22 protein-coding genes and 3 pseudogenes are annotated in these 24,705 nt (G+C 65.9%); 21 read left to right on the forward strand and 4 right to left on the reverse strand.

The window, feature by feature from the left end:
* Positions 1 to 12 precede the first annotated feature (12 nt).
* The 11 genes and pseudogenes from ACGF2Y_RS01345 to ACGF2Y_RS01395 all read left to right on the forward strand — a co-directional run.
* Positions 13 to 804, forward strand: coding sequence for a hypothetical protein (locus ACGF2Y_RS01345; RefSeq protein ID WP_392942093.1), 792 nt, complete (start codon positions 13 to 15; stop codon positions 802 to 804).
* 81 nt (positions 805 to 885) lie between these two features.
* A complete protein-coding gene (locus ACGF2Y_RS01350; RefSeq protein WP_392942095.1) occupies positions 886 to 1,251 on the forward strand; it encodes a hypothetical protein in 366 nt (121 codons plus the stop codon).
* A 221-nt stretch (positions 1,252 to 1,472) separates the two neighbouring features.
* Positions 1,473 to 1,631: a hypothetical protein gene (locus ACGF2Y_RS01355; RefSeq protein ID WP_392942097.1), complete on the forward strand. Its 159-nt coding sequence runs from the start codon at positions 1,473 to 1,475 to the stop codon at positions 1,629 to 1,631.
* A 99-nt stretch (positions 1,632 to 1,730) separates the two neighbouring features.
* Positions 1,731 to 2,807, forward strand: coding sequence for a hypothetical protein (locus ACGF2Y_RS01360; protein WP_392942100.1), 1,077 nt, complete (start codon positions 1,731 to 1,733; stop codon positions 2,805 to 2,807).
* A gap of 230 nt (positions 2,808 to 3,037) precedes the next feature.
* Positions 3,038 to 4,228 (forward strand): cytochrome P450, encoded by a 1,191-nt coding sequence (locus ACGF2Y_RS01365; protein ID WP_392942103.1) that lies wholly within the window; start codon positions 3,038 to 3,040, stop codon positions 4,226 to 4,228.
* Between the two features lie 79 nt (positions 4,229 to 4,307).
* Positions 4,308 to 4,634, forward strand: coding sequence for a transposase (locus tag ACGF2Y_RS01370; protein WP_392942105.1), 327 nt, complete (start codon positions 4,308 to 4,310; stop codon positions 4,632 to 4,634).
* 5 nt (positions 4,635 to 4,639) lie between these two features.
* Positions 4,640 to 5,434: an IS3 family transposase gene (locus tag ACGF2Y_RS01375; RefSeq protein WP_392942560.1), complete on the forward strand. Its 795-nt coding sequence runs from the start codon at positions 4,640 to 4,642 to the stop codon at positions 5,432 to 5,434.
* Between the two features lie 67 nt (positions 5,435 to 5,501).
* Positions 5,502 to 6,182 (forward strand): annotated as a pseudogene (locus tag ACGF2Y_RS01380) (transposase); the annotation flags it as partial.
* Between the two features lie 730 nt (positions 6,183 to 6,912).
* The gene (gene ltrA, locus ACGF2Y_RS01385) at positions 6,913 to 8,664 is read left to right on the forward strand and encodes a group II intron reverse transcriptase/maturase (RefSeq protein WP_392942107.1); all 1,752 of its coding nucleotides are present in this window, start codon (positions 6,913 to 6,915) and stop codon (positions 8,662 to 8,664) included.
* 72 nt (positions 8,665 to 8,736) lie between these two features.
* A pseudogene (locus ACGF2Y_RS01390) lies at positions 8,737 to 9,255 on the forward strand (IS30 family transposase); the annotation flags it as partial.
* 7 nt (positions 9,256 to 9,262) lie between these two features.
* Positions 9,263 to 9,385, forward strand: a pseudogene (locus ACGF2Y_RS01395) (IS3 family transposase); the annotation flags it as partial.
* Positions 9,386 to 9,394: 9 nt separating this feature from the next.
* Here ACGF2Y_RS01395 and ACGF2Y_RS01400 read toward each other — a convergent pair.
* Entirely contained in the window at positions 9,395 to 10,618 is a 1,224-nt protein-coding gene (locus tag ACGF2Y_RS01400; protein ID WP_392942109.1) for an ISAs1 family transposase, read from the reverse strand.
* 35 nt (positions 10,619 to 10,653) lie between these two features.
* Here ACGF2Y_RS01400 and ACGF2Y_RS01405 point away from each other — a divergent pair, with 35 nt between their 5' ends.
* On the forward strand, positions 10,654 to 10,938 hold the full coding sequence (locus tag ACGF2Y_RS01405) for an IS3 family transposase (protein WP_392942112.1): 285 nt from the start codon (positions 10,654 to 10,656) through the stop codon (positions 10,936 to 10,938).
* 97 nt (positions 10,939 to 11,035) lie between these two features.
* Here the strand turns inward: ACGF2Y_RS01405 and ACGF2Y_RS01410 are convergent, their stop codons facing one another.
* Together ACGF2Y_RS01410 and ACGF2Y_RS01415 are read right to left on the reverse strand one after the other, a co-directional pair.
* Complete coding sequence (locus ACGF2Y_RS01410) at positions 11,036 to 11,725, reverse strand: hypothetical protein (RefSeq protein ID WP_392942115.1); 690 nt, start codon at positions 11,723 to 11,725, stop codon at positions 11,036 to 11,038.
* Between the two features lie 72 nt (positions 11,726 to 11,797).
* A complete protein-coding gene (locus ACGF2Y_RS01415; protein WP_392942118.1) occupies positions 11,798 to 12,307 on the reverse strand; it encodes a hypothetical protein in 510 nt (169 codons plus the stop codon).
* A gap of 970 nt (positions 12,308 to 13,277) precedes the next feature.
* Here ACGF2Y_RS01415 and ACGF2Y_RS01420 point away from each other — a divergent pair.
* Both ACGF2Y_RS01420 and ACGF2Y_RS01425 read left to right on the forward strand, forming a co-directional pair.
* Positions 13,278 to 13,796: a hypothetical protein gene (locus ACGF2Y_RS01420; RefSeq protein ID WP_392942121.1), complete on the forward strand. Its 519-nt coding sequence runs from the start codon at positions 13,278 to 13,280 to the stop codon at positions 13,794 to 13,796.
* A gap of 282 nt (positions 13,797 to 14,078) precedes the next feature.
* Positions 14,079 to 14,690, forward strand: coding sequence for a hypothetical protein (locus ACGF2Y_RS01425; RefSeq protein WP_392942124.1), 612 nt, complete (start codon positions 14,079 to 14,081; stop codon positions 14,688 to 14,690).
* 87 nt (positions 14,691 to 14,777) lie between these two features.
* Here ACGF2Y_RS01425 and ACGF2Y_RS01430 read toward each other — a convergent pair whose 3' ends face one another.
* Positions 14,778 to 15,248, reverse strand: a complete 471-nt coding sequence (locus ACGF2Y_RS01430) for a LysM peptidoglycan-binding domain-containing protein (protein WP_392942127.1) — start codon at positions 15,246 to 15,248, stop codon at positions 14,778 to 14,780.
* Between the two features lie 278 nt (positions 15,249 to 15,526).
* Here ACGF2Y_RS01430 and ACGF2Y_RS01435 point away from each other — a divergent pair, with 278 nt between their 5' ends.
* The 7 genes from ACGF2Y_RS01435 (at position 15,527) to ACGF2Y_RS01465 (ending at position 24,503) form a co-directional block, all read left to right on the forward strand.
* The gene (locus ACGF2Y_RS01435; RefSeq protein ID WP_392942129.1) at positions 15,527 to 16,441 is read left to right on the forward strand and encodes a hypothetical protein; all 915 of its coding nucleotides are present in this window, start codon (positions 15,527 to 15,529) and stop codon (positions 16,439 to 16,441) included.
* Between the two features lie 107 nt (positions 16,442 to 16,548).
* Positions 16,549 to 17,595 carry a hypothetical protein gene (locus ACGF2Y_RS01440; RefSeq protein WP_392942131.1) on the forward strand — a complete coding sequence of 349 codons (1,047 nt, stop codon included), beginning with the start codon at positions 16,549 to 16,551 and terminating at the stop codon, positions 17,593 to 17,595.
* Between the two features lie 327 nt (positions 17,596 to 17,922).
* On the forward strand, positions 17,923 to 19,164 hold the full coding sequence (locus ACGF2Y_RS01445) for an AAA family ATPase (RefSeq protein ID WP_392942133.1): 1,242 nt from the start codon (positions 17,923 to 17,925) through the stop codon (positions 19,162 to 19,164).
* Between the two features lie 110 nt (positions 19,165 to 19,274).
* Positions 19,275 to 20,960 carry a hypothetical protein gene (locus ACGF2Y_RS01450; RefSeq protein WP_392942136.1) on the forward strand — a complete coding sequence of 562 codons (1,686 nt, stop codon included), beginning with the start codon at positions 19,275 to 19,277 and terminating at the stop codon, positions 20,958 to 20,960.
* A 130-nt stretch (positions 20,961 to 21,090) separates the two neighbouring features.
* Positions 21,091 to 22,098 (forward strand): class I SAM-dependent methyltransferase, encoded by a 1,008-nt coding sequence (locus ACGF2Y_RS01455; protein WP_392942139.1) that lies wholly within the window; start codon positions 21,091 to 21,093, stop codon positions 22,096 to 22,098.
* Positions 22,099 to 22,198: 100 nt separating this feature from the next.
* Entirely contained in the window at positions 22,199 to 24,106 is a 1,908-nt protein-coding gene (locus tag ACGF2Y_RS01460) for an AAA family ATPase (protein ID WP_392942141.1), read from the forward strand.
* 106 nt (positions 24,107 to 24,212) lie between these two features.
* On the forward strand, positions 24,213 to 24,503 hold the full coding sequence (locus tag ACGF2Y_RS01465; RefSeq protein ID WP_392942144.1) for a hypothetical protein: 291 nt from the start codon (positions 24,213 to 24,215) through the stop codon (positions 24,501 to 24,503).
* Positions 24,504 to 24,705 lie beyond the last annotated feature (202 nt).

Genomic DNA, 24,705 nt, shown 5'->3' on the forward strand with positions numbered 1-24,705 from the left:
CAGGAACCACACATGACGCAGCACGTCGTTCAGTTCAGTGGTGGCCTCGGCAGCTTCGGCGTCGCCCTTCGCGTCGCGGAGAAGCACGGCACGACCAACATGACCCTGCTGATTGCGGATACGCGGGCTGAATCCTCGGATCTCTGGCGCTTCGCCGACGATACGTCCCGCCTGCTCGGAGTGCCCCTGACGAAGGTCGCCGACGGCCGCAATCCGTGGGAGCTGTTCCGCGACAAGCGGTTCCTCGGCAACGACAGGATTGCTCCCTGCACGAAGTACTTGAAGCAGATCCCGTGCCGGAAGTGGATGAGGGCGCACGCCCCCGTCAGCGATTCCCTCGTCTACATCGGCATCGAAAAGACCAAGCGCGACCGGGAACGCGCCCGTGCCATCGCACAGAACTGGAAGCCGTGGCAGGTCCGATTCCCACTGTGCAACCGGTGGGAGCCGGAGTTGAGCAAAGAGGAGTCCAAAGCCCGGCTCATGGACCTCTCGCGGTGGCACGGCATCGAGCCGCCTCTACTGTACGAGCTTGGCTACGAGCACAACAACTGCGGCGGACTTTGCGTCCGGGCCGGCCAGAAACAGTGGAAACTCACCCTGAAAGTCCAGCCGGAGCGCTTCGCGTTCGCTGAGGCCCAGGAGCAGGGCATGCGAGACCTGTTGGGTAAGCCGGTCTCGATACTCAGGCAGCGCCGTAAAGGCGAGGCTTACCCACTGCCGCTGTCCGAACTCAGGCGCCAGTACGAGGCTGCCGAGTCCAGTTCCGCCTCCGCCTCCGCATGCCGTCCCGCTGTCGAATAGTGCGGCACCATCCCGTCATCAGAAAGGCACCTAGAAGCCGTGACCGACCATCCCCAACTGAATACGCCGACCGGCGGGGAAATGACGAAGCCCCGCAGTCCCGCCCAGTGGCACGGATACCCGTTCGTCTGGGCCTGGTACGTCAGCATCGCGTCCTTCGACGCTGCCTTCATCGAGAACCGGTGCCAGGAAGCGAAGGCCGAAGAGGCACCCGCCGACGCCGTCTACAAGACCGGCCCCAGGAACACCCCGCCCAACAGGTGGATCACCCTTGAGCAGCTCTCCGAAGACCACCGCGACCGCGTCCGCGACTACGGGAACGCCCTACTGCACTGGGAGCAGGAGCTGACCGCCCGCCGCAACAGGCCAGCCGTGCAACCGCTGCGCGCTCAGCAGCCCACCGCAACCCCTACCGTTCCCACGCCGGCCGACCCACGCGAGCACTGACAGACCACACGACACAGCCCGCCTCGTGACTCCGCCGGGTCCCAGAGACGGGCCCTATTCGCTTCTCCGCCGAGGGCCCGGGGCCCTGCGCAACCACCTCAACCCCGACCTGCGACTGTGCCACAGCGGTGAACGTCTCCCCAAGGAAGCCGCGAAGAACAGCACCTGACAGCACCGTCCCCCAGCCGGACCGGGCCGCACCCCGTCCGAAGGAGAACCGCATGAACCGCTTCCTGCTTGGTCTCGTCCTGGGCGCCCTGTCCGGTGCCGTGACCTACCTCCTCAGCCACGACACCGCCCTCGCCGCCGGCATCGCCCTCATCGCTGCGATCCTCACCTGGCTGCGCGTCGACACCTTCATCTTCGACAGCGGCGACTGAGCTGGCCTGGTAGCCAGCGCACCCGCCGACAGGGTCGCGCCCAGGCCAGCCCTCTTCCCGCCCTGCTCACCGACCCAGCAGCCCCAACAGGAGCCCTCTATGGACCACGAGATCACCCCGCCCTCGTCCCTGCCCTCGTCCCTGCCCGAGATCACCAAGCCCGAGATCCTGCCCCTGGAAGAGAACGGCCACCGTCTGGCGCTCGGTGACAAGCCCGAGGCCGAGGTGTACTTCCTCTCCGGACACCCGCAGGTCTCGCGCGTCGCCTGGCGGTGCGCGATCTGCGACGAACGGCCCTCCTACACCGTCGCCGACAAGGTCCTCCAGGTCACGAACCCCTGCCCCTACTCGGACGGCTTCACCACCGAGATCACGCTCCGCGTCCCCTCAGGAAAGCTCCTCGTCACCGACGACCTGCGCCCCATCTACAACTGGGACGACTCCACGTTCGCCTCCTACAATTCCGCCCTGGGACAGGCCCAGGCCATCAAGGCCATGGCCGCCGCCGGCTGCGCCTACGGCCCCGTGGGCAACTCGTGCCCAAGCCTGTACCGCATCGGCACGGACACCTACGTCATCGCCAACATCGACGACGAGAACGAGGACGAGGAGGACGCCACCCCGGGCGACCCCGAGACGAACACCGCCGACCTCAACGAGCGGACCCGCCTGGCCGTCATCGTCACCGACCTGTGGGCCTACTCCATCGCCGACTTCGAGGACTGGAAGTCCCGCGGCGGCGCCCCTGGCACGCGCGGCTGGAGCGACACGATCGTCGACGTCACCCCGGGGACGTACCGGTTCGTCGAGTCCACACCGGCGAGCGCGACTTCGACCGCGACGGCCCCGGGCCGCTGGTCTTCGCCCACATCCAGCGCATCACCTGATCAGGCCGACCGTGCGCGGTACTGCCCTATAGCAGCCGCTGCCCCGACCCCCGGGCCGCTCACCAGCCATACCCCGCAACCGCACCCGCTCCGGAAGGACGAACCGATGGACCCCATGCCCGGCCACCCGCACGGGAGGCACTTCCGACACTGCTTCGCTTACGTCGGCAGCTTCTGCTCCTGCGGAGGCCAGTACACCGGATACGACGCGGGCCCGCGCCTGGACCTGCCACCCGCGTCCTTCAGCCTGCTCGCCCCGCGTACGCCGCAGGTCTCACCATCGACGTGACCGTTCGCTGGAGGCACGGCGCGGTATCGACCGCCGGTCAGGCACACGCCCAGTGAACGGACTACGACCGCGAAGGGTGCCCGAGAGACCGTCGACGTACGATGCCGGGCTACCGGCCAGCCGCTGCCGCGGGATGTGAATGCCGGCAGAGACCCACAGCCCAGGTTCGTTGACGCCTCAAATGCCGAGCCCGGCAACTGGCGTAGAGGAACGCCCCCTAGGGTGTCCGCATGGATCTTGCGGACGATTTGATCACCCACCCGTACGACGTCTACGAGCGACTGCGCACCTCCTCTCCGGTACACCGCATCAAGGGAATGGACGGGCAGCCAGCGTGGCTGGTCACTCGGTACGACGATGTGCGCGCTGCCCTTGCCGACCCGCGGCTCTCGCTGGACAAGACGAATGCACGGGAGGGCTGCTACCGCGGTCTTTCGTTGCCGCCGGCCCTGGACGCGAACCTCCTCAACATGGACCCGCCCGATCACACCCGCCTGCGTCGTCTTGTCGGCAGGGCCTTTACCCCGCGTCGGATCAACCAGCTGCGCGCGCCGATCCGGGACACCACCAACCGGCTCCTCGACGCCTTGGGCCCGCACGGCACCACGGACTTGATCTCTGCCTACGCGGCACCTCTGCCGATCACCGTCATCTGTGAACTCCTGGGCGTCCCCGAGAGTCACCGGCCAGACTTCCGTTCCTGGACGGACGCCCTGATCGCCCCAGATCCAAGCCGCCCGCAGGCTGCCAAGGAAGCCATCGTGGCCATGTTGCGATTCCTCGGAGACCTCCTGGACCACAAGCGGCGCCAGCCGGCGGACGACCTTCTCTCCGATTTGATCGCCGTCCGGGATGGGGAGGGCGAGCAGCTCACGGAGGACGAGCTGATGTCCCTGGCCTTCCTCATCTTGTTTGCCGGATACGAGAACACGGTCCAGCTCATCGGCAACGCGGTCCTGGCGCTCCTGCAGCATTCCGACCAGATGCAAGCGCTGCGGCAAGATCCGACGCGTATCCCCGTTGCCGTCGAGGAGTTCGCCCGCTACGAGGGGCCGGCGCTGCTCGCCATCCGACGGTTTCCGAGGGAGGACGTCACGATTGGCGATGTAGAGATTCCCGCCGGCGAAACAGTTCTGCTGTCTCTGGCCGCCGCCAACCGTGATCCGGATCGCTTCGCAGACCCGGACCGCTTGGACCTCGACCGCGACGCCGCAGGCCACATGGCTCTCGGTCATGGCATCCACTACTGCCTGGGCGCGCCTCTGGCACGAGTGGAGACAGAGATTGCCGTCGCAGCACTCTTGGCCCGATTCGACGTGCTCGAGCTGACCCAGGGGGAAGTTCACTGGCGGCCATCGCTGCGTGCCCGCGGACTAATCGAGCTGCCCGTGAGCTACCGGGCCACGCTGCCGTCGCGGTGAGAGAGACAAGCGGGGCGGGACGATCTCGTTGAACCGCCCCGTGTCGAATAGAGACTCGATTTCATGAAAGGATCGAGTCATGGCACGACCTTCCCGTTATCCGCTTGAGCTCCGCCGTCGTGCGGTGCGCATGGCCGCCGAGGTGCGCGGCGACTACCCGACCGAGACGGCCGCCCTGCAGGCGGTCGCGGAGAAGCTCGGTATCGGCTCCCGCGAGACGCTGCGGAACTGGATCAAGCGGCACGAGATCGACGCGGGGACACGGCCGGGGACGACGACGGAGGAATCGGCCCAGCTCAAGGCGCTGAAGAAGGAGGTCGCCGAGCTGAAGCGGGCGAACGAGATCCTGAAGGCGGCGGCGAGTTTCTTCGCGGCCGAGCTCGACCGGCCACACACACGCTCGTAGCGTTCATCGACGAGCACCGGGACCGCTTCGGCGGTGTCGAGCCGATCTGCAGAACGCTCACCGAGCACGACTGCAAGATCGCCCCCTCCACCTACTACGCCCACCATAAACGCCTCGCCGAACCATCGGCGCGATCCGTGCGCGACACGGAACTCAAGGCCCTGATCCACGAGGTGTTCACCACCAACTACCGGGTTTACGGGGCCAGGAAGATCTGGCGGGAACTGAACCGACAGGGCCACGAGGTGGCCCGCTGCACTGTCGAACGCCTGATGCGCGACCTCGGCATCGCCGGCGCCGTCCGGGGCAAGAAGGTCATCACCACGCTCGTGGATCCGGCCGCCGAGCGGGCCCCGGACCTGGTGGACCGCGACTTCGTCGCGACCGCTCCGAACCGCTGCTGGGTCGCCGACTTCACCCACATCGCCACCTGGGCCGGCGTCGTCTACGTCGCCTTCGTCGTGGACACCTTCTCCCGCCGCATCGTCGGCTGGTCCGCCGCGACATCGAAGGAAACCAGGCTCGTCCTGGACGCACTGGAGATGGCACTGTGGCAGCGCGACCGCGATGATCACCCGTACATTCCAGGCGAGTTGATACATCACAGCGATGCGGGCAGCCAGGGCGGATTCAAGCGGTCGTCGCAACACCTCGTGACCAGCGAGGTGTGGGATGGTTCGTCGTCAGCAGGCAGCCGATCGGGCGGTGCGCCCGAAGTTGAGGTCTCCGGGACATCCGAAGTACCAGCGTCACATCGAGGCGGCGTTCTGGGACGCGATCGCCGATGGTCTTCTCGCTGAGGAAGCGGCTGGGATTATCGGCGTGGCGCCGGCAGTGGCAAACCGCTGGTATCGACAATGTGGCGGCATGCGACCATTCGATCCGAAGCCGCATTCGGGCAGATATCTGTCGTTCGCTGAGCGGGAGGAGATCGCCCTCCTGAAAGCCCAGGGAAAGGGCGTACGCGAAATCGCCCGGCACGTCGGACGAGATCCGGGGACGATTTCCCGCGAGCTGCGACGCAACGCAGCCACCCGGAGCGGGAAGCTCGACTACCGGGCATCGGTCGCGCAGTGGAAATCTGACATGACCGCGCGCCGCCCGAAAACGGCGAAGCTGGTGGCCAATCCGCGCTTGCACGCCTACGTCCAGGAGCGACTGTCCGGACAGATCAGCACGCCCGACGCAAAGGCGGTCGCAGGGCCGGCGACGGGTGCGTGGACGGGCCGGAACAAGCCCCACCGCAAGGACCGCGCCTGGGTGCAGGCATGGAGTCCGGAGCAGATCGCGCACCGGATCAAGCTTGATTTCCCGGAAGATGAGTCCATGCGCATCAGCCACGAGGCGATCTACCAGGCGCTCTACATCCAAGGCCGCGGGGCGCTGAAGCGGGAGCTGATCCTGTGCCTTCGCACGGGCCGAGCGTTGCGCGCCCCGCGTGCTCGCTCGCGCCGCAAGACCTGGGCGCACGTGACGCCCGAAGCACTCATCAGCGAACGGCCCGCCGAGGCCGAGGACCGTGCTGTTCCCGGCCACTGGGAAGGCGACCGTGCGACACGAAGTTGCACGAATTTGAGTGGACTGACCGATTGGAGAGGCAGTTGAAGAAGCTGTAGGTGCAGTCACGGGTCCGTGTCCGTATGACCCGTCCCCGCCCTTGACGTGCGATGCCGGTAACGGCGTGGTGCGAAGCTCAGGGGAAAGCCCAAGGACTCCCGTTCCATCCGGGAGATACCGGCAAGGGGAAGACCGGACGGGTGAAGTACATGAACTCCCGATGATGCCTCGTGATCCCAAGCCCCGCCGATGGAATGCGTAAGTGGGGTGCATGGCTAGCCGTTGAGAAGCGGCAGGCGCTGGCCGGTAGAGGTCACTCCGGCCAGGTGGACACCGCCGCCTCGGGGTAAAGGGAGCACCCACCCCGGTCGTATCTCATTCGTGTGGAACGTGGAAACCCCGTTAGGGTCCGGGCCGCTTTGGCTCGGTCAGCCGACCGTAAGGAAGGCTCAACTCCCCAGCGGGAACAGGACGGCCCAAGAAGCAAATGCCGGAAGCCGAAAGGAAGCGGGAACCCGGGGTAGACGATCGGACTCTCCGCCGGTCGCCCCGCATAACCGTCCGGATACGGGTGCTCTGCCCGGACCCGAAAGGGTGCTGACGTGGGCCGGGTGAGCCTGTGCAGAATCACTGGACAAAGACGACGGAACCGAGGGGCAAGTTGGACACCATACAGATAGCGGACGGACCGGCCCCGGCCCCTCCGGCTGCTTCTGTTCCGGTGAACGGACCCGAGGGCGAAGACTTGGACTGGGCGTCGATTGACTGGCGGCGGATCGAGGAAGACGTACGGCGTCTGCGACAGAGAATCTTCACGGCATCGCAGGTAGGGGATCTGAAGAAGGTCCGCAATCTGCAGAAGCTGATGCTCCGGTCCCGCTCCAACACGCTCCTGAGCGTGCGGCGGGTCACAGAGATCAACGCGGGACGCGCGACGGCGGGAGTCGACGGAAAGGTGGTGCTGCTATCCCAGTCCAAGGCCGCATTGGCCCACTGGGTTCAGCACCAAGCCCGACCGTGGATTCCCAAGCCCGTCAAGCGGGTGTTCATCCCCAAACCGGGGACCACGAAGAAGCGCGGACTCGGAATTCCCGTGATTGTTGACCGGTGCCTGCAAGCCGTGGCATTGGGAGCACTGGAACCCGAGTGGGAAGCGCGGTTCGAGCCGAAGTCGTACGGTTTCCGGCCCGGCCGCGGCTGTCACGACGCGATCGGGGCCATCTACTCCACGCTCAACGGGAAGAACCCGCAGCGTGCGTGGGTACTCGACGCGGACCTGACGGCGGCATTCGACCGCATCGACCACGCCCGGCTCATGGCCGCTCTCGGCACCTTCCCCGCCCGGGGACTGGTCCGGCAGTGGCTGAAGGCCGGGGTCGTGGATCGCGGCCGGTTCGCTCCGACCGAGGAGGGAACTCCGCAAGGTGGGGTGATCAGCCCGTTGCTCTTCAACGTGGCCCTTCACGGAATGGAGGAAGCCGCAGGGGTCCGCTATTACACCACCGGCAGAGATGCCGGGAGTGCACAAAGCGGCAGCCCCGTGCTGGTGAGATACGCAGATGATTTCGTCGCGATGTGCACCAGCCGCGAACAGGCCGAGCAGGTCAAGAAACGGCTGGCTGCATGGCTGACGCCCAGAGGACTCGCCTTCCACGAGGACAAGACACGAATCGTCCACGCGGAGAGCGGATTCGACTTCCTGGGATTCAACGTCCGCCGCTATCACGGCAAACTGCTGATCAAGCCGAGCAAGGCGGCTCAGAGACGGATACGGGAACGGCTCAGCACCGAAATGGTGGCCCTGCGAGGGGCCAACGCCGGTGCGGTACTCAAGAAGATCAACCCGATCGTGCGGGGTTGGTCGGCCTATTACCGGACGGTGGTGTCCAGCGAGATCTTCACGGCGCTGGACAATCACATGTGGAAGCTCGCTTACAAGTGGGCCAAGCACAGCCACCCGAACAAGCCGAAGCGCTGGATATCCGACAAGTACTTCGGCCGGTTCAACAGATCCAGGAACGACCGGTGGGTGTTCGGTGACCGCGACAGCGGCGCCTACCTGCTCAAGTTCTCCTGGACGAAGATAGTCCGGCACCAGTTGGTCAAGGGGAAGTCGTCCCCGGACGACCCTGCCCTGGAATTCTATTGGGCTCAACGGCGACGCAAGGGAACCCCTCTACCAATCGACGCTATGACCGTGCGTCTACTTCAGACACAAAACGGCCGTTGCCCGATCTGCGGAGGACTCCTGCTGCACGCCGACCACCCGCCACAAAGCCCGCAGGAATGGGAAACGTGGCGGGCGGTCATCCGGAAGGCGATCTCCAAGCAATACATCGCGTTACCGGATGGCAGGACGCCGGACGGTCAACGACTCCGTCTCCTCCACACCCATTGTCAACGGCGGAATGGGGCCGCCGAGATGACAGATCCAGCACTTCTGCCTGCCGGCGAGCCTTTGGGGCTTGCTTGAGCCGTGTGCGGTGAAAGCTGCTTGCACGGTTCTGAGGGGGCGGGGACGCAGCAATGCGTCCCCGCTACCCGACTGATCATCGGGCTGGAGCGGTCCGCGATCGGCACTGTCGTCGAGCGGTCGACTCGATTCACGATGCTGGTTCACCTGCCGCGCGAGGAAGGCTACCGGCACAAGCAATCGGTCAAGAACGGTCCCGCGCTGGCCGGTTATGGGGCGATCACGATGAAGACCGCCCTCGCCAATACGATGTCGACGCTGCCCGAACAGCTGGCACGGTCGCTGACCTGGGATCGCGGCAAGGAGATGTCGGCCCATGCGCAATTCAAAGTTGAGACGGGCATTCCGGTGTTCTTCGCCGATCCGCATAGTCCATGGCAGCGTGGCACGAACGAGAACACCAACGGGCTCCTGCGCCAGTACTTCCCGAAAGGCACCGATCTCTCGAGATGGTCCCCCGAGGAAGTCGAGGCCGTTGCTCACGCTCTCAACAGCAGACCCCGCAAGACGCTCGGTTGGAAGACACCCGCAGAGGCGTTCAACAAGCAGCTACAGTTGATTCAACAAGCTGGTGTTGCAACGACTGGTTGAATCCGGTCAGTACACCAGCTTCAAGCTGGCCGAGCACCTGGACGCAGCCGGCATCGCGGCCTCGATCGGCTCCATCGGCGACGCATACGACAACGCCCTCATGGAATCGACGATCGGCCTGTTCAAAACCAGGGCTTGATCAAGTTCCGTGAGGGTCCGGGTTGCTGAGGATGCCCAGGATCTGGAGTGCTTGCGTGGGTTGATGGCGGATGGTGCGGGTGGTCTTGGCGATGTTGTCAGCTCCGAGGATCTTCAGCGTGCCGATGGCGAGGTTGCGGAGGGCGGCCATCGCGCGGGGTGTCGAGCCGGTATGGACGGTGGAGGAGTCCTCGGCGAAGGTGCGGTCGCGGATGTGGTGCAGGGCCTCGATGGACCAGTGCCCGCGGATCGCGGCGGCCAGCTCGGCCGGGCTGCTCTGGTGGGCGTCGAGGCTGGTGACGGCGTAGACGGTTTCGCGGGTCTGCTTCTTGCCGGTCTGTTGGCGGCGGCGGTGGACGCGCAGCGCGAGTCTGGCGTGCGGGAAGGCGATGCCGCCGAGGTTGTCGTTGATGGCGAGGGTCTTGATCGAGCGGGACTCGCGCCGGCCGTGCCCGGTGGTGGAGGCGGTGTGCTGGATGTCCACGGCCGACCAGTTCAGGTCGTCCAACTGGGCATAGACGGTCGGCTGGTTGGGTTTGATCACGGCGATGTAGTGGGCCTTCTTCGTCTCGACCAGCCAGGTGATGTTGGCCTTGACCGAGTGCAGGGCATCGAAGGTGACTACCGTGCCGGCCAGGTCGAGGGGCGCGAGCAACGGTTTGAAGTGTCTGGTTTCGTTCGTCTTCGCGCCGACCTCGACCTGGGCGAGGGTGGCGACGCGGTCGTGGGTGACCGCCGAGAGCAGATGCCGGCGGGGAGCACTCAGGCGGGCGGAGCCCTTGAGGGCCTTGCCGTCCACCGCGATGGTCCGCGGTGGCCCGGCCGCATCGGCCGACGCGGCGGCGACACGGTGCCTGTCAGCGAGGTAGGCACCGACCGCCTGGTCCAGGGCGTCACCGTCAACGGCCCCCAGCACACGCCCGATCGTCGCCGCCGACGGCGTGCGCCGCCATCCCAGCGGATGACCGCGGATACCGATGGCCAACAGCAGCGTGCACGAGGCGCGTTCGCCCCACTCGGCGAGCTCGTCGAGGTTCCTGGCTCCCGCCACCACCGCGGCCGCGCACATCAGCAACACCGCCGTGAGTGCGTACCAGCGTCCGCGCCGCGAGCGCGGATCCGGCACCGCATCGAAGTACGGGCGCACGTCAGCAACCCGGTCGGCGTCCAGCGGACCCAGCTTCAGCAGGGCGGCGGGGATGGGGGAAGATACAACGGCAGGCACGGGCACCTCATGATCAACGGGCGTAAGACACCACGATGATCACGAAGCCCGTGCCTGCACCGCTATCCGCCCCCACCAGCCGCTACCCCAACACCTCGGCGCATCCACGGAACTTGAAGCCGCCCTGGTTCAAAACCGAGTTGATCAAGCCACAGCGGCCCTGGAAGACCCTCTCCCAGGTCGAGCTGGCCACGGTCGAGTGGGTCGACTGGTACTGCCACCGGCGCCTGCACGGTGAGATAGGCCACGTCCCACCCGCCGAATACGAGACCAACTACTACCTGACAACCACGAAACCCCAGGTCACAACCCCAAACTGAGATCTCTACCGAACCCGGGGCGGTTCACGTTGCCTTGTGCTCAGAGAAGGGCGGGCCGGCTGGGCGCGACTTGATCGCCGGAGGCGACCCGCCAGTTCTAGTCGGCGGCCAGGGCCTTCTTCTGGCGAAGGTGCTGACGCAAGACACCGACCATGGGGAGTGTGAGGCCCGCGAAGAGGAAGATGACGGCCATTCCGCTGAGTGCTGGGCTCACGGTCTCTTCGATCTTCAGAGGCCAGGGGTCGTTGAGGGTGAAGAAGATGATGTAGGACCCTTTGCAGAAGGCGTATGCCATGCCTAGGGTCGCAGCCATCGACGACAGGGCGAAACCGGCGCCGCTCCACGGCCTGATGCCCCAATTGCGGCGGGCCGTTCGGCCGCACATGAAGGCGAGCTCACCACAGGTGATCAGAACGTACGAGAGGTAGATGAGCAAGTATGCGGCGATCTTCGGGTCGTCGACGTGAGCCGTCGTGAACTCGACGTCGGGACGGTTCGTTGCCAGGAACAGCGGCACCATGATCGCGAGCTCGACCATGGCGGCGAAGCCTCGCTGGAACATCGCGGACTTCAGGTACTCGGGCCGGTAGGCCAGGTCCACCATCGTGACCTGCAGCGCCGCACACCACAGGATGGCGCACACGTGGGCCACGAGCTTTCCGACGTTGGCGATGCTCGTGGCGTCCTCGGCCGCCGCGGCGACCACGGGGACGGCGAACAGGACGCCCACCGTGCACACCCCGAAGGCGATGGCGATGGACCAGGTGGAGATCCGTGGATTACCCACGGCTCTCCGCGTACAGAGTGCAGTGACCAAAACCCCAGCCACTGTGCATGTCCCGAAGACTATGCCGTCCACTTACAGCCCCTCCAGTGCATCGGCCGCGTATTGTGCAGCCTCATTTCTACCCCGCCGGCGTTGGCGCTTGACCGTTGCCTTGGCACTCTCGCTGTTGCCCACCTGCTGCAGGCCGAGATCCGCCCGCCGCCGTTCCAGGTCCGCGATGACGTTGCGCAGTTCGCTTTGCGGAAGTCCCTGCAGCAGCGACAGTACGCGGCGTGCCTGGGGATTCTCGAAGGCCTCCAGAGCCTCGAGGTCTACGTAGCTGTCGTGCGGCAGTAGATAGGCCGGCGGGACGCCGCCCAAGGCCTCGCACAGGGCCATGATCGTGTTCACCGTCGGGTTGTCCTGGGAACCCTTGGCCAGATTGGCGATGGCGGCATGAGACACCGAGGCGTGCTCACCCGGCAGTTCATCCACGGAAGTTGACAGCGAGCGGGACGTGTGAGGGCGGCCGTTGGCGCCCCGACGGCTGGTCATGAGGGCCTTCAGCTTCTCGGCCAGCGAGGGATGGCTGCGGCTCACCACCGGCGGCGGCTTCCAGACGTGGCCCGGAAGCCGACCTGCTGACTACACACAACCACGTACCGGTCTTTCGGTCTGTCGGGGGCTCGTATCTGTATATTTTAGTTGACGCGCTCGGGCGTGCAAGGCAAGATCACGGAAGTATCTCAACCTGGGCGCCCGATGGGTCGCGGATCCGTCGTGGCCCGCCGAGTCGAACGCGATGGCGGACGAACTGGGCGGTCGGCGTACACCGCGTGACCTGCGGTTTGCGCGTTTTGGGGCAGGTACTGCACCGACGGGGGGAAGAAGCGAAGGTGAAGTCAACAGCAGCGACCAGGCGCGCCAACGCGTGCGTGATGCGCCTGGCGGGCCGCGAGTTCTTCTGGTGCACTTCAGTGCAGAGTTTCGGGCGAGCCTTTCATGCGTCTACGTGGAGCATGCCCCCGGTCCGGATCACTGTTTCCGGCCGGACGAAGAACCCACGTATGCCGCGTCGCGACACCCCAGAAGACCCGATTCACGGCAAGGCCCCGCATAGCTCTGCAACTCCGCTTCACGCACCTGCACAGGTCCCCCGTTCCAGCGTGGTGAACCACATGAACGTGGGGCACCTGAAGAGTCCGCTGGAACGGCGTACTGCCGTGTCAGCAGGTAGACGCGGATTCGCGGAAATGCCGATCCGTATCCCAAGGCCGATCTGCATTCAGAACCCCGACGCAGACGGGCCCGGCGGCGTGCATCCGCGAGCGGTCGTCGGCGTCGTTCGAGGTGGTCGCGAACTACCAGGCCCGTGGCGGGCCTTCCACCAGGGGAGGAATTGCCCTCCCCTGGTGAGCGGCGCGCGGCAGGAACGAGGCGAGCTGCCAGCAGCTGCTCCTGCCGTGCCGCAAATAGGAACGGTTGAGGCTCGCTGCTTCGAGGCATGTGTCGTAGCCGATACGCCCCCTGGCAACGCAAACCTTCCGGATCTCACATATGAAGGAGCGCACCGATGATCGACTCCCACCCAGAAGCGTCCAGCTCTGACGAGTTCAAAGGCTTCGACGAAGCCCGGCGCATCATGTGGTGCCATGAGGCTCGTACCCGTGTGTACGAGCGGTTCGCGCAGACGAACTTCATCGGTGACACAAACGTTGCAGCGGTCCACGTCGACAACACCACCAGGGCAGACCGTGTGTTCCTCGTGGCATTCGACAAGGCCGGCCAGCAGGTCGGCGTCGACACGCTCTACATCGACGAGCCGAATCAACACCTCGACATCACGCCCGAGTTCGACCACGACTTCACCGGCATGGACGTCGCGCCGGACTCTCAGCTTGACCAGGCCATCTCTCGCGAGAACGGCTGGGTCGTCAACCTGAAGGTACTGCGCGCGTACGAGCCCTTGGCCGATCGCCGGGCCACGCAGCGCGCGGTGTTCCTGGCGCATCTGCAGGACATGATGAAGAACGGCGAGGTCCGCGGATTCCTGTTTGGCCGGGGTGAGTCCGATGAAACTGATGCGGCGTGAGAGAGCACGACCTCGTACCTCAGACGACCCCGCCGGCCAGGCTGCCGGTGGGGTCGTCTGATCTCTGACGCTGTTACAGTGCCGCATTTTCGCAACAGGGGAGAGGATCAGCACAGCTGATCCGGGTGTCGAACCCCGGCCGAGTGCTTTGTGGGGAGACAGGCCGTGGACCGGCTCACGCCGGTCCCGGGTGACGCCTCGCGGTGAGCTCTACAAGGTCACGCAGTTCGTCTTCGGCACCGTCGACTTCCAGGAGCAGCAGCCATGAGCAAACCGCTGGGCATGGAGGACCTCACGGTCAAGTTCCACAGCGACCGTCCCAGCGTCGACCGCGGCGCAGACGTCGACTGCGACGAGACCACGATCTGCCAGGCCCCTGAGGGAAGTCCCTACCGCGTCGTCCAGCGTCTAGACCCGGCCGAGTTCCAGATCACGACCCTTGTCCCTACCGGGCGGATCGTACTTCTGACCCTGCACAAAGAAGCAAACGGCAGCGCCGACCAGGATGTGAACCACTGGCTGGACATCCGGAACCTTCCCCCGACCTCGAATGGCGACTGGGTGGCGCCGGCCGGACCACACAGGACCACGAAAGGAACAACGATGGCCGAGCTGAGCATCGACGAGGTCGTACAACACTTCACCACACGCGACGGGAACGGCTGGATCGCGACCGACGAGTACATCCGAGCCGACACGGAACGCCGCACGCAGTTCCGTGCCGCTGTCGCGGACCGGATCAGGAATCTGCTCGTCGACGGCACCGGCGACGGAGACCTCGTCGACGGCGCGGTCACCGCCGAGAACATCTGCAACGAGATGTGGCACCTGATGAGCCACGCCGTGGAGGAGGACGCGCTTGCGCAGCCCGAACCGGTTGAGAACACCGCCTGAGAAGACGACGATGCCCCGACCGCCTCCTCCTGGCGATCAGGGCATCGAATCAGGCTCGGTACCCGGCAGTCCCACCGTGCTGGGGCGTCACACCGGCGGGATGAGCAGCGAAGCCCCCGCGTAGATGAGATCCGGATTCTGGATCTTGTTCGTCTCGACCAGAATGCCGATCGGCACCCCCGTCCTCCCCGACACCGCCGTGAGCGTGTCGCCCGGCTTGATGGTGTAGGGCTTCGCCTTCGGCGCGGGCATTGCCTCGGTCGGTGCACCTGATCCGTTGGGCTTGTCCTCGTCGCCGCGACCGGGCGTCGGATCCTGACTCGCCCCGCTCTCGTCCTGCTTCCCCGAGCCGCCCTCGCTCGGTTGCTGGGCGCTGCCGCCTCCGGCGTTCTTCTCGCCGGGATCCCCCAGTGCCTCGACCGGGGCGTGATTGCCCTGCAGCGCCTGGATGAAGCCGCCGTCGGACGTCGCGAGCTGCATCAGGCCCCATCCGGCGAAGAGAGCCGCTCCGCCCACCATGACGCTGGCGGCGATGACGGGTCCGTTGCCGAAGCCCATCGGGCCGGCGTGACTCCCGCCAGCTGCTCTCGTCTGCGCCGACGGCTGCAACGCCGTCCCCACTGGCCTCTGAATCGTAGCCGTCATCCCTGCCCCAACTCCTCTGCGAATAGCGCGCGCATCCATTCTGTCCGACATCAACATTCTACTCATAGCCGAATCGAAGTTGATAGAATAAGGGATTTGATGGCAGTCAGGATCCTGTCCGATAGGACGCCAATGAACCCCTGAGCCCCTGAACCGCCGACCGTCAGACCGAACGAAGGAACCGCACCACCATGGCCAACTACACCGTTTCCGCCAGTAAGCTCACCGAGAACACCAGCGTCTTCATCCGCGGGCAGCTCGCCTTCGCCGTGCTCGCCCGCGTCATCCAGGGGGAGGAACTCGCCGCCAGCGACCAGCGCAAGGTGAAGAACGGGATGAGCCCCGTCGGCAGGCCGCACACCACCGCGACGATCACCAACGCCGAAGTCCAGTTCGCCGACCCGAACAACCCCACCATCGAGGAGCAGTTCGTCTCCGAGCGCCGCTACAACTCCACGTTGCGACCGGAGACCGGCCCCAACTACTCGATCGACTCCAAGGGTTCAAACCTGCCGATCATCGCGATTCCGTCCGCGGCCGGTGACGGCACCTACGACCAGGACGAAACCGGCCGGGAGCTCGCGCAGGGCCTCGACGTCACGCTCGTGCTGCGTGTCTACAAGCCGAAGGACTTCAACAACCGCGGCCTGGCCCTCGACCAGGTGATCGTCCACGAGGCGCCTCGCTACTACAACGCCTTCGGCGTCGACCAGGCTGTATTGGCTGCGCGTGGCATCGTGCTCAACGGCACGCCTCGCCCGGTCCAGGCCGCTCCTGCCAGTGCTGCCCCTGCCGCCGCCGTCCCGGTGGCGACCGAGGTGGAGGACGGCCTGTCCTTCCCGGCCCCGCAGCCGGCGTCCGCACCTGTGGCCCTGGCCGCGCAGTCTCCGGTTCAGACCGCCCCGGCGACCGTCGCCGTTGCTCCCGCTCCTGTCGCCGCTCCGGCTCCTGCCCAGCAGGAGACCCTGGAGCAGAAGCTCGCGCGTCTTGAGGCCGAGAATGCCTCCCTCAAGGACGCCGGTTCGGCCGTGGGCTCGCCCGGGGCTACCGGCCTCTGGAACGGCTCCGGCCCGGCCCAGCAGGCGGGGATTACCTACCAGGGCTGATCCACGCTGACCATCGATGAGACCCCCGTACTCGCATCCGTGCAGTACGGGGGTCCTGTCTTTCTCTTCTCCTCCTGACTTCCCTGATCGAGAGCGTGCGTCCCACGATGACTCCAGCCGACCCTCATGCCTGGTTCCCGCAGTTCTACGGCAACCCCGCGATCCGCACTCTCGCCAGTGCCTGTCGGTGGACCATCTCCGGACAGATCGGAGAAGAGACCCCCGGCGATCCCACCAAGCCACCGAAGCGCAAGGCCCCGATCGACGTACGGCACCTGCTCGACGGCTGCATGTCCAGCTGCAAGCACGCCGGCCCACTACGCGGAGCCTTCGCCCTGGACGAGACCTGCCTGCTCACTCTCGACGAACTCACCGCGGCGATACCGAACGCCGCGAACACCGCCTTCTACCTCCAAGCCCAGACTGACGGGCTACTCGTCCTCGACATCGAGGCCGACTGCCCGCCAGGTGTGGCCACAGACCTGCTGCGGCTGCCGGGCATCCTCTACTCGGAGCTGTCGATGTCCGGCCAGGGCTTCCATCTCGTCATGGCGCTGCCGAAGAACTTCCACGACTTCCCCGTAGCCGCCGGCAAGCGCGTCCTGCGTGAGGAACACGGCTGGTACGAGCTGCTCCTGGACCACTGGTCGACCTTCACCCGTCAGCCGGTGCCCGATCGCATCGTCGCTCACGTCAACGCAGCAACTAGCGCGCCGGCCTTCGCCTCCATAGAGGACCTCTACGCGCAGCTGGCCGTGAACGCCAGCGAGAGTTCCGGTGCTTCAGCATCAGCTGTCGACACCGCCGAGGACATGCCTGACATCCCGTACTCGCAGGCGATCGTCGAGCAGACCCTGGCCAGTGCACGCCATCAGCTCCGGGATCCCGGCGACTTCAACCACGACATGTCCCGCTGGGAGTTCTCGGTTCTCGCCTCGCTCTACGGCTGGATGCGGACGCAACTGCGCGCCTACAGCGCCCTCGGCGTCGAGTACTCGACGGGCGACACCGCGTGGTTGCTCTACAAGGCGGCGCTCGACGTCATCCCTGCGCGCCCCAAGCACAGCGAGCGGCGCAACGGCCGGCTCTTCCTCCTCGACCGGGCGGCTGCGCTCGTGGCCGACCGCGAGGCACGTTCCTCGTCGACCAACTGACGCTCTGTGCCTGTTCCTGCTGCTGCTTCTGCTCCTGGTTCATCTTCTGCTTCCGGCAGCGGGTGGGGTGGGCGACGGGTGCTGTAGCGGGGCCGAGCATAGGTGGGGACAGCGCTGGATCGCGCGGAGCGCGATCGGGTGGCGATGTGCAGCGGGACTCCATCGCCACCCATGGCGGGAGTGCAGGTCTCAGCCGGGCACCGACGGCGTGGCCCGCGCCACAGGACCGTTCACGGCCTATGCAGCCTCGGCGACGCCGAGGCTGCAGCGCCGTCCTCCGACATCTCTTCTCTCTCTTCCTCGCCCACGCACAGGAAAGACATTGACATGAAGTTCAACGACACCCTGACGACGCTCATCAAGCAGTCCCTTGAGGTCGGCGCGACGCCCGCTCTCATGGGCGAACCCGGCATCGGCAAGTCCAGCTTCGTGGAGGCCCTGGCCTACTCCATGGGCACGCAGGCCTTCACGCTGCCGTGCAACCAGCTCGCCGACAAGGCCGACCTCACCGGTGCGCGCCTGGTGCCGTACACCAAGGACGACGGCACGCAGAGCTACAAGCAGGTCTTCTACCCGCACCAGGTCATCCAGGAGTGCATCGACTACGCCGAGCAGAACCCGCGTGAGTGGCCGCTCCTCTTCCTCGACGAGATCAACCGCACGACCTCCGACGTCACCTCCGGTGCGCTGACCCTGGTCACGCTGCGCCGCATGGGGTACGTCGAGCTGCCCAAGAATGTCCGCATCATCGTGGCCGGCAACGACAAGGGCAACGTCACCTCGCTCGACGAGGCAAGCCTGTCCCGCTTCGCGATCTTCCACGTCGAGCCCGACGCCAGCACCCTCATGTCCGTCCTCGGCGACAACATCAACCCCTGGGTGAAGGCAGTGCTCACCCAGTACCCCGGGCTCATCTTCCAGAAGTCGACGCCCGCAGCCATCGTCGCCGACGGCCAGGACGACGACGACAACGGCAACGTCACGATGGCCGAGCTGTTCGACGGCGGCGAGGAGATGAACCAGCTCACCACGCCGCGCACCATCGACTACCTGTCGAAGTGGCTCAACGCGGCCGACCCGCAGCAGCTGGCGCAGTACCTGGCGACTCAGGTCCAGATCGGCGACCGCGAGACCACGCTGCTGAACGAGGCCATCGAGGCCTTCGTGGGGGACACCACGTTCACCACGCAGCTCGTGGGCACCATCGCCCAGGACCTGGCGAGCAACGCCGGGGGCGGGCAGCAGCGCTGGGTGAACGTTCCGAAGCCGAATTGCTACCAGGGCCTGAAGGCTGCAGCGACCGTGACCGACATGACCGCGGTCATCGCGACGCTGACCGACAACGAGAAGTCCGGGTCGCTGCTGTACGCGCTCAAGGAGAGCAAGGACAACGGGCGCCTAATCGAGCAGCTGGCCCAGACCATGACCCAGATCGAGCCGGAGCACGTGCGCACGCTCATCGAGTTGGTGACCAGCCAGCAGATCGACCGTCAGAACCTGGAGGCCTTCATGGAGACCGATGCTCCGATCGTCAACCAGGCCAAGCCGGTCCTCTCGGCCTTCCTCTGATCGATCGATCACCGGTGGTGGGGGCCGCCGCGGACTGCCGTCCTCGCCGCACGTCCCCACCACCGGCGGCGCCAGGGTGCCGCCTTGCCCTCAGAAGGAGAGCACGACCCATGACGATCACCGTCACGAACCAGAAGCCGGCTGTACTCGACGCACTGCACACGATCTCGTGCACCGGTGACTACGACCCGATGCCGGCGATCCGGCAGGCTCTCATCGACCCGCTGCTGGAGCCGTTGAACCCCAACGCCCCGGCGAGCATCACCGATTCCCAGGGTGCTGATCTGACGGGGGACATCCCGGATCTGTTCATGAGCTGCCTCGGCGATACGCTGAACGTGGCCAGCGAGCAGACGGTCAAGGAGCTGCTCGGGCAGACCCTGATCAACTTCGACCAGGTCACACCGCTGCCGGTCGCCGAGCTCTTCGCCGTCCAGGCCGGGCAGCAGAACAAGATGCCCGCACCGTCCCCGCGGGTGCTCTACACCGCGCAGGCCGATGTCCTGCCGGCCGCGAAGGCCCTGCTGGCGGGGACCGGCGAGGAGAGCGCATTCTTCGCCTCCGTCGCCTACACCTTCCACCCCGACACCCTCGGGTTCTGGTTCCAGTCCTCCGGTGCCTTCGACGGCTTCAAGACCTGGTTGTCCCAGCAGACTCAGGCGATGGCCAGCGCACTGCCGCCGGCCACCACCAAGCTGCTCAACGACTTCACATCCCTGTCCCTGAAGGGGCTCACCGAGTCCCTGCTGGTGCGCAAGGACGACTCCGACGCCAACGACGAGCGCTCCTTCGCCCGCGTACTCGTGCACATGCTCATGAACTACGCCGAGCAGCAGCGGGCGCAGGCCAGCCGGCAGAACACCACCCTGGACGCCGGCGTCCTGCCGTTCACGATTGGGGAGCTGTTCTGCCCTCGCTCCCTCGTCCTGGTCAACGTCGAGGCCCACGCCCGGGCCACCGCGGCGAAGATCACGGGGGAGTGGAACCTCATCAACCAGTCTCTGGCGTCGCCGGTGAAGGTCGTCTCGAACACGTCGCTGTCCAGGCTCACGTCGCTGCCACGGGCCGCCGCCAGGGCCGCCGCTCTGGGAGCCAAGCAGCAAGCGGGCCAGCCCGGCGGCCGCAGCGCCCAGGTGGCGTTCCGCAAGCAGCCGCCGAGCAAGCTGGACCTGTTCCAGGACATCACCCGTGTGCTGCGCCGGATGGGCAAGGTCAACAAGTCGCAGAACATCTTCCGTACGACGAAGGCGACCTTCCTCAAGGCCAACCGCCGCAACCCGGATGACTTCAACAAGCCCGGCAGGTCCACCTCGGTGCAGTACATGCCCGACCTGCACATCTACATCGACACCTCGGGTTCGATCTCCGAGGAGAACTACCAGGAGGCGGTCATGATGCTCATCGCGATCGCCAAGAAGCTCAACATCAACCTGTACTTCAACTCGTTCAGCGACTTCCTGTCCCAGGAGGTGATGCTGCGCACGGCGAACAAGTCGACGGCTCAGATCTGGAGGGAGTTCCGCAGGATCCCGAAGGTCACGGGCGGAACCGAGTTCATGCAGATCTGGCAATACATCAACGCCAGCCGGGTGCGCCAGCGCAGGCTCTCGCTCATGATCACCGACTTCGCGTGGTCGCCGCCGCGCCAGCGCCAGGACCACCCGAAGAACCTGTACTACGCGCCGTGCTCCGCCATGGACTGGCCGACCATGGTGGACCTCGCCAAGCGCTACGCCGACTCGATGCAGCACATCGACCCGAGTATCCGGCAGAAGCTGCTCGGCATGGTCGTCTGACCCAGAGCCTTCCCAGAACCACCACGAGCGGTGCCGTGTGAGCAACTCCGTTGACCGGCACCGCTCTTGTCGATTCAAAAAGCCCCCCTCGCCCCTCACGGCGAGCAACCGCACTGTGGAGGTACCTCCGATGCGGATCTCCGCGGATGTGCTCGCGGTCCTGTCCGGCCGTACCGAGGCTGATGGCCATCGTCTGACGCTCGTCGGCCCCCGCTTGCCACCCACCCTGTACCAGCGTGTCAACGAGGTCCTCGAAGCGGTCGGCGGCCGGTGGACGAAGTCCGAGGGTGCCCACCTCTTCCCCGTCCCTGCCGCCGAGGTGCTCGCCCCAGTGCTCGCCACCGGTGAAGTCGTGACCCCGAGGGAGAAACGCACCCTCGCTCAGTACTTCCCCACACCCGCACCCGTTGTCGACCGGCTCATCGCCCTGGCCGCCCTTGAGCCCGGCATGACGGTGCTGGAGCCGTCCGCCGGATCCGGCGCCATAGCCACAGCAGCAGCCGCCCGCGGCGCGATCGTGGACTGCATCGAACAGGACCCCGGATACGCCACTGCCCTGTCCGACACGCATGTGGCACGCCGGGTACTGGTCGCCGACTTCCTCACGGTCCCGGTCGAACCCCGCTTCCACCGGGTGCTGATGAACCCGCCGTTCACCCGTGGCACCGACATGGCCCATGTTGTCCACGTCCTACGGTTCCTGAAGCCGAACGGGCTCCTGGTGTCGGTCATGTCGTGGACCGTCACTGAACAGACCGACGGCACGATGGCCTTCCGAAAGCTCGTGGAGCAGCGCGGTGGTCGCGTCGAAGCACTCCCGGCCCGGGCGTTCGCCCGGGCCGGGACGGCCATCGACACCGTCCTTGTCGCCATTCCTGCCACTCGTCCGGACGGCGCGCGGCCCACGGTCTGGCCGGTGCGTGACCTCCCCGGTCAGGATGCGGGAGGACTCGGGAGCCCCGCCGACATCGCCGCGGAGATCGTCGCTGCGCTTCGCAGAGCGGTCGCCGCTTTCGAAATGGTTGCCGGCGGACTCACCAGACCTGTGCCCACCAGCGTGCCGGACGACATCGAGGTCAGCCGGCCAAGCCGCTCCTCGAAATCCGTCGACGGCAGTGCCGCTTCTGACGACACCTGACTTCCCTCTCACTCGCTCATTCATGTTCCTGCTCGGGACACCGTGGCGCATCCACCGAGCGCGCCACCACGCCGAGCGACCCGCACCGAAGGAGGACCCGGTGGGTCTCAGCAACTTCACACCCGGCGGCTCCGACGACGACAAGGACAACGGCGGTGGCGGCAGCTTCCCTCCGCAGTTCCTGGCCGGGGGACTGCCGTCCAGCGGTGGCAGCGCCGATGACGTCAAGGAGCTCCTCGTCGACTACAACGAGAAGTTCAAGAACGCCGATCCGACCATGTTCCGTGACACGCTCATCGGGCAGGTCCTCTCGGTCATCATCAGCAAGACCAAGCCCAACACCCTGCTGGTCGGTTCCGCCGGCGTCGGCAAGACGAAGATCGTTGAGGACATCGCACGGCGCATCGCGCTCGGCGACACCCTCATTCCCGACCAGCTCAAGGACCACACGATCTACGAGCTGCCCATCGCCAACATCATCGCCGGGACGGGCATCGTCGGCTCGCTGGAGGAGAAGGTCAAGGCGATCGTCGAGTTCGCCTCCAACCCCGCGAACAAGGCCATCCTATTCATGGACGAGATCCACCAGATCACCGGAGGGACCGGCAGCCACGGCGACGCCACCGGACGCAAGATCTCGCAGATCCTCAAGCCGGCCCTGGCCCGCGGCGACATGTCCGTCATCGGTGCGACCACCAGCACCGAGTCCCGGGCCTTCGACGAGGACCCGGCCTTCGCCCGCCGCTTCACCCGGCTCATCGTCGACGAGCTCAGCGTGGAGCAGACCCTGGCCGTGATGGCCACGGTCCGTCCCGGCCTGATGGCGCACTACCGTCACCAGATCAGGGTCTCCGACGACGTCCTGGCCTCGGTGGTACAGATCGCCGAAGCGAACTCCCGGGCTGGCCAGCACCGGCCCGACAACGCCATCACCCTGCTCGACCGCGCGATGGCCGATCGGGTCCTGGAGCAGAAGAAGCTCATCGTCCAGGCCGACATCGACGGCGACACGTCACTCGCGCAGACCTTGCGATCCATGCCGCACGTGCCGCTGACGAGCACCCGTGTGCTCGATGTGGCCAAGCGCCTGATGACCGGAAACGCCCAACGTAAAGACCTCGACGTCGCCGCGCTGAGCACCACGCTCACCAGCCGCCTGCAGGGCCAGGACGATGTACTCGCCAAGCTCACGGACCGTCTGGCCCGCGAAGAACTCGACCTGTTCCCGACGAGGACGCCCACGACATGGCTGTTCGCCGGGGCCTCCGGAGTGGGCAAGACTGAGGCGGCCAAGATCATCGCCGAGGAGATGACCGGCAGTGAGCCGATCATCCTCAACATGACCGAATACCACAGCGCATCGTCGACGTCGAGGATCATCGGCGCACCCCCCGGCTATATCGGATCGGACTCCAACCAGGAGCTCCCGTTCGACACGCTGGAGTCCAACCCCCACCGGGTGATCCTTCTCGACGAGTTCGAGAAGGCCGACGAGGCCGTGCAGCGCCTGTTCCTCTCGGCGTTCGACGAAGGCCACATCCGCAACGCCCGCGGCAAGATGCTGGACTTCTCCAAGGCCCTGGTCATCTGCACGACCAACGCCGCCCGTGAATCGCTCGACGGCAAGATGGTCGGCTTCGGCAACAACCCCAGGACCATCTCGAACCAGAGCCTCAACAAGGCACTGGCGCAGTTCTTCGACGCCGAGCTGCTGGGTCGGTTCTCACTCATTGTGGGGTTCAACCCCATCGACCGGCAGATCTACCAGCAGATCATGACCGCCGACTACGAGCGACAGCGAGAGCGGATCGCCGAGGCCAAGCCGCGGCTGGCCCAGGCGCTGCCCGCGGCGCTGCCCCACGACGAACTGAACGCCATCGAAGAGGCCACCTACGTGGACTCCCAGGGGGCACGGCCGGCACGCAAGGCCGTTCGCACCTGGATCGAGGACCACCTGCTCGCTGCCCAGACCGGTGGCACATCCTCTACATCCCCGTCGGACGACTGAGCAGCCGTCCGCATCACACCGAGGGTTCCTGTTCCGGATGTTCCGGAACAGGAACCCTCGGCGTACCTCACCCCCACGCCCTCATCGCTCAGAAAGAGGGACAGCCATGTCCGCCATGCTCCCCGAACCTCTGCTCCGAGAGCATCGAAAGCGAGCCATCGAGCTCTCCGCCGCGGCCCGAGCGAACCTCACCACCCATGTCCGGAGCACCGATGAACTCCGCGAACTGGGCCTCATGCTTGGTCTGATCGAGGTAGATCCCGCAGGATCCCTCGTCACGGCCTGTCCCTGGGATCTCGATGCCGGCAATGCTGCCGTCGATGGTCCCGACCGGCGCTCGGACTCGACCTCGAAGCGAGACGAGCTGCTGCTGATGAACGACCGCGCGTCTGGGTAGCGCGCGGTGTCCGGGGCGTGGCTTCGCCACATACCCCGGATTCAGGGGCCTGACGGCCCCTGACGGGTGGGTTGAGAGGAAAACGGGCGGGGCTCGTCGGCTGACGAGAGCCCCGCCCGTTTTCGTAACTGCGCCCAGGACCCAGCCCTGTCGCTGCGCTTTTCGCTCGCCTTCGAGCATGCGACTGACTATTCACTTCTGT

The sequence above is a fragment of the Streptomyces sp. NPDC048142 genome (assembly GCF_043202835.1).
GTDB lineage: Bacteria > Actinomycetota > Actinomycetes > Streptomycetales > Streptomycetaceae > Streptomyces.

Excerpts from the sequence above, each read along its gene's own strand:
- ACGF2Y_RS01465 (WP_392942144.1), top strand. The coding sequence starts at position 24,213 with ATGTCCGCCATGCTCCCCGAACCTCTGCTCCGAGAGCATCGAAAGCGA.
- ACGF2Y_RS01345 (WP_392942093.1), top strand. The coding sequence starts at position 13 with ATGACGCAGCACGTCGTTCAGTTCAGTGGTGGCCTCGGCAGCTTCGGC.
- ACGF2Y_RS01355 (WP_392942097.1), top strand. The coding sequence starts at position 1,473 with ATGAACCGCTTCCTGCTTGGTCTCGTCCTGGGCGCCCTGTCCGGTGCC.
- ACGF2Y_RS01360 (WP_392942100.1), top strand. The coding sequence starts at position 1,731 with ATGGACCACGAGATCACCCCGCCCTCGTCCCTGCCCTCGTCCCTGCCC.
- ACGF2Y_RS01445 (WP_392942133.1), top strand. The coding sequence starts at position 17,923 with ATGAAGTTCAACGACACCCTGACGACGCTCATCAAGCAGTCCCTTGAG.
- ACGF2Y_RS01455 (WP_392942139.1), top strand. The coding sequence starts at position 21,091 with ATGCGGATCTCCGCGGATGTGCTCGCGGTCCTGTCCGGCCGTACCGAG.
- ACGF2Y_RS01435 (WP_392942129.1), top strand. The coding sequence starts at position 15,527 with ATGGCCAACTACACCGTTTCCGCCAGTAAGCTCACCGAGAACACCAGC.
- ACGF2Y_RS01370 (WP_392942105.1), top strand. The coding sequence starts at position 4,308 with ATGGCACGACCTTCCCGTTATCCGCTTGAGCTCCGCCGTCGTGCGGTG.
- ACGF2Y_RS01365 (WP_392942103.1), top strand. The coding sequence starts at position 3,038 with ATGGATCTTGCGGACGATTTGATCACCCACCCGTACGACGTCTACGAG.
- ACGF2Y_RS01430 (WP_392942127.1), bottom strand. The coding sequence starts at position 15,248 with ATGGGCTTCGGCAACGGACCCGTCATCGCCGCCAGCGTCATGGTGGGC.
- ACGF2Y_RS01420 (WP_392942121.1), top strand. The coding sequence starts at position 13,278 with ATGATCGACTCCCACCCAGAAGCGTCCAGCTCTGACGAGTTCAAAGGC.
- ACGF2Y_RS01450 (WP_392942136.1), top strand. The coding sequence starts at position 19,275 with ATGACGATCACCGTCACGAACCAGAAGCCGGCTGTACTCGACGCACTG.
- ACGF2Y_RS01350 (WP_392942095.1), top strand. The coding sequence starts at position 886 with ATGACGAAGCCCCGCAGTCCCGCCCAGTGGCACGGATACCCGTTCGTC.
- ACGF2Y_RS01440 (WP_392942131.1), top strand. The coding sequence starts at position 16,549 with ATGACTCCAGCCGACCCTCATGCCTGGTTCCCGCAGTTCTACGGCAAC.
- ACGF2Y_RS01425 (WP_392942124.1), top strand. The coding sequence starts at position 14,079 with ATGGAGGACCTCACGGTCAAGTTCCACAGCGACCGTCCCAGCGTCGAC.
- ACGF2Y_RS01405 (WP_392942112.1), top strand. The coding sequence starts at position 10,654 with ATGATCACGAAGCCCGTGCCTGCACCGCTATCCGCCCCCACCAGCCGC.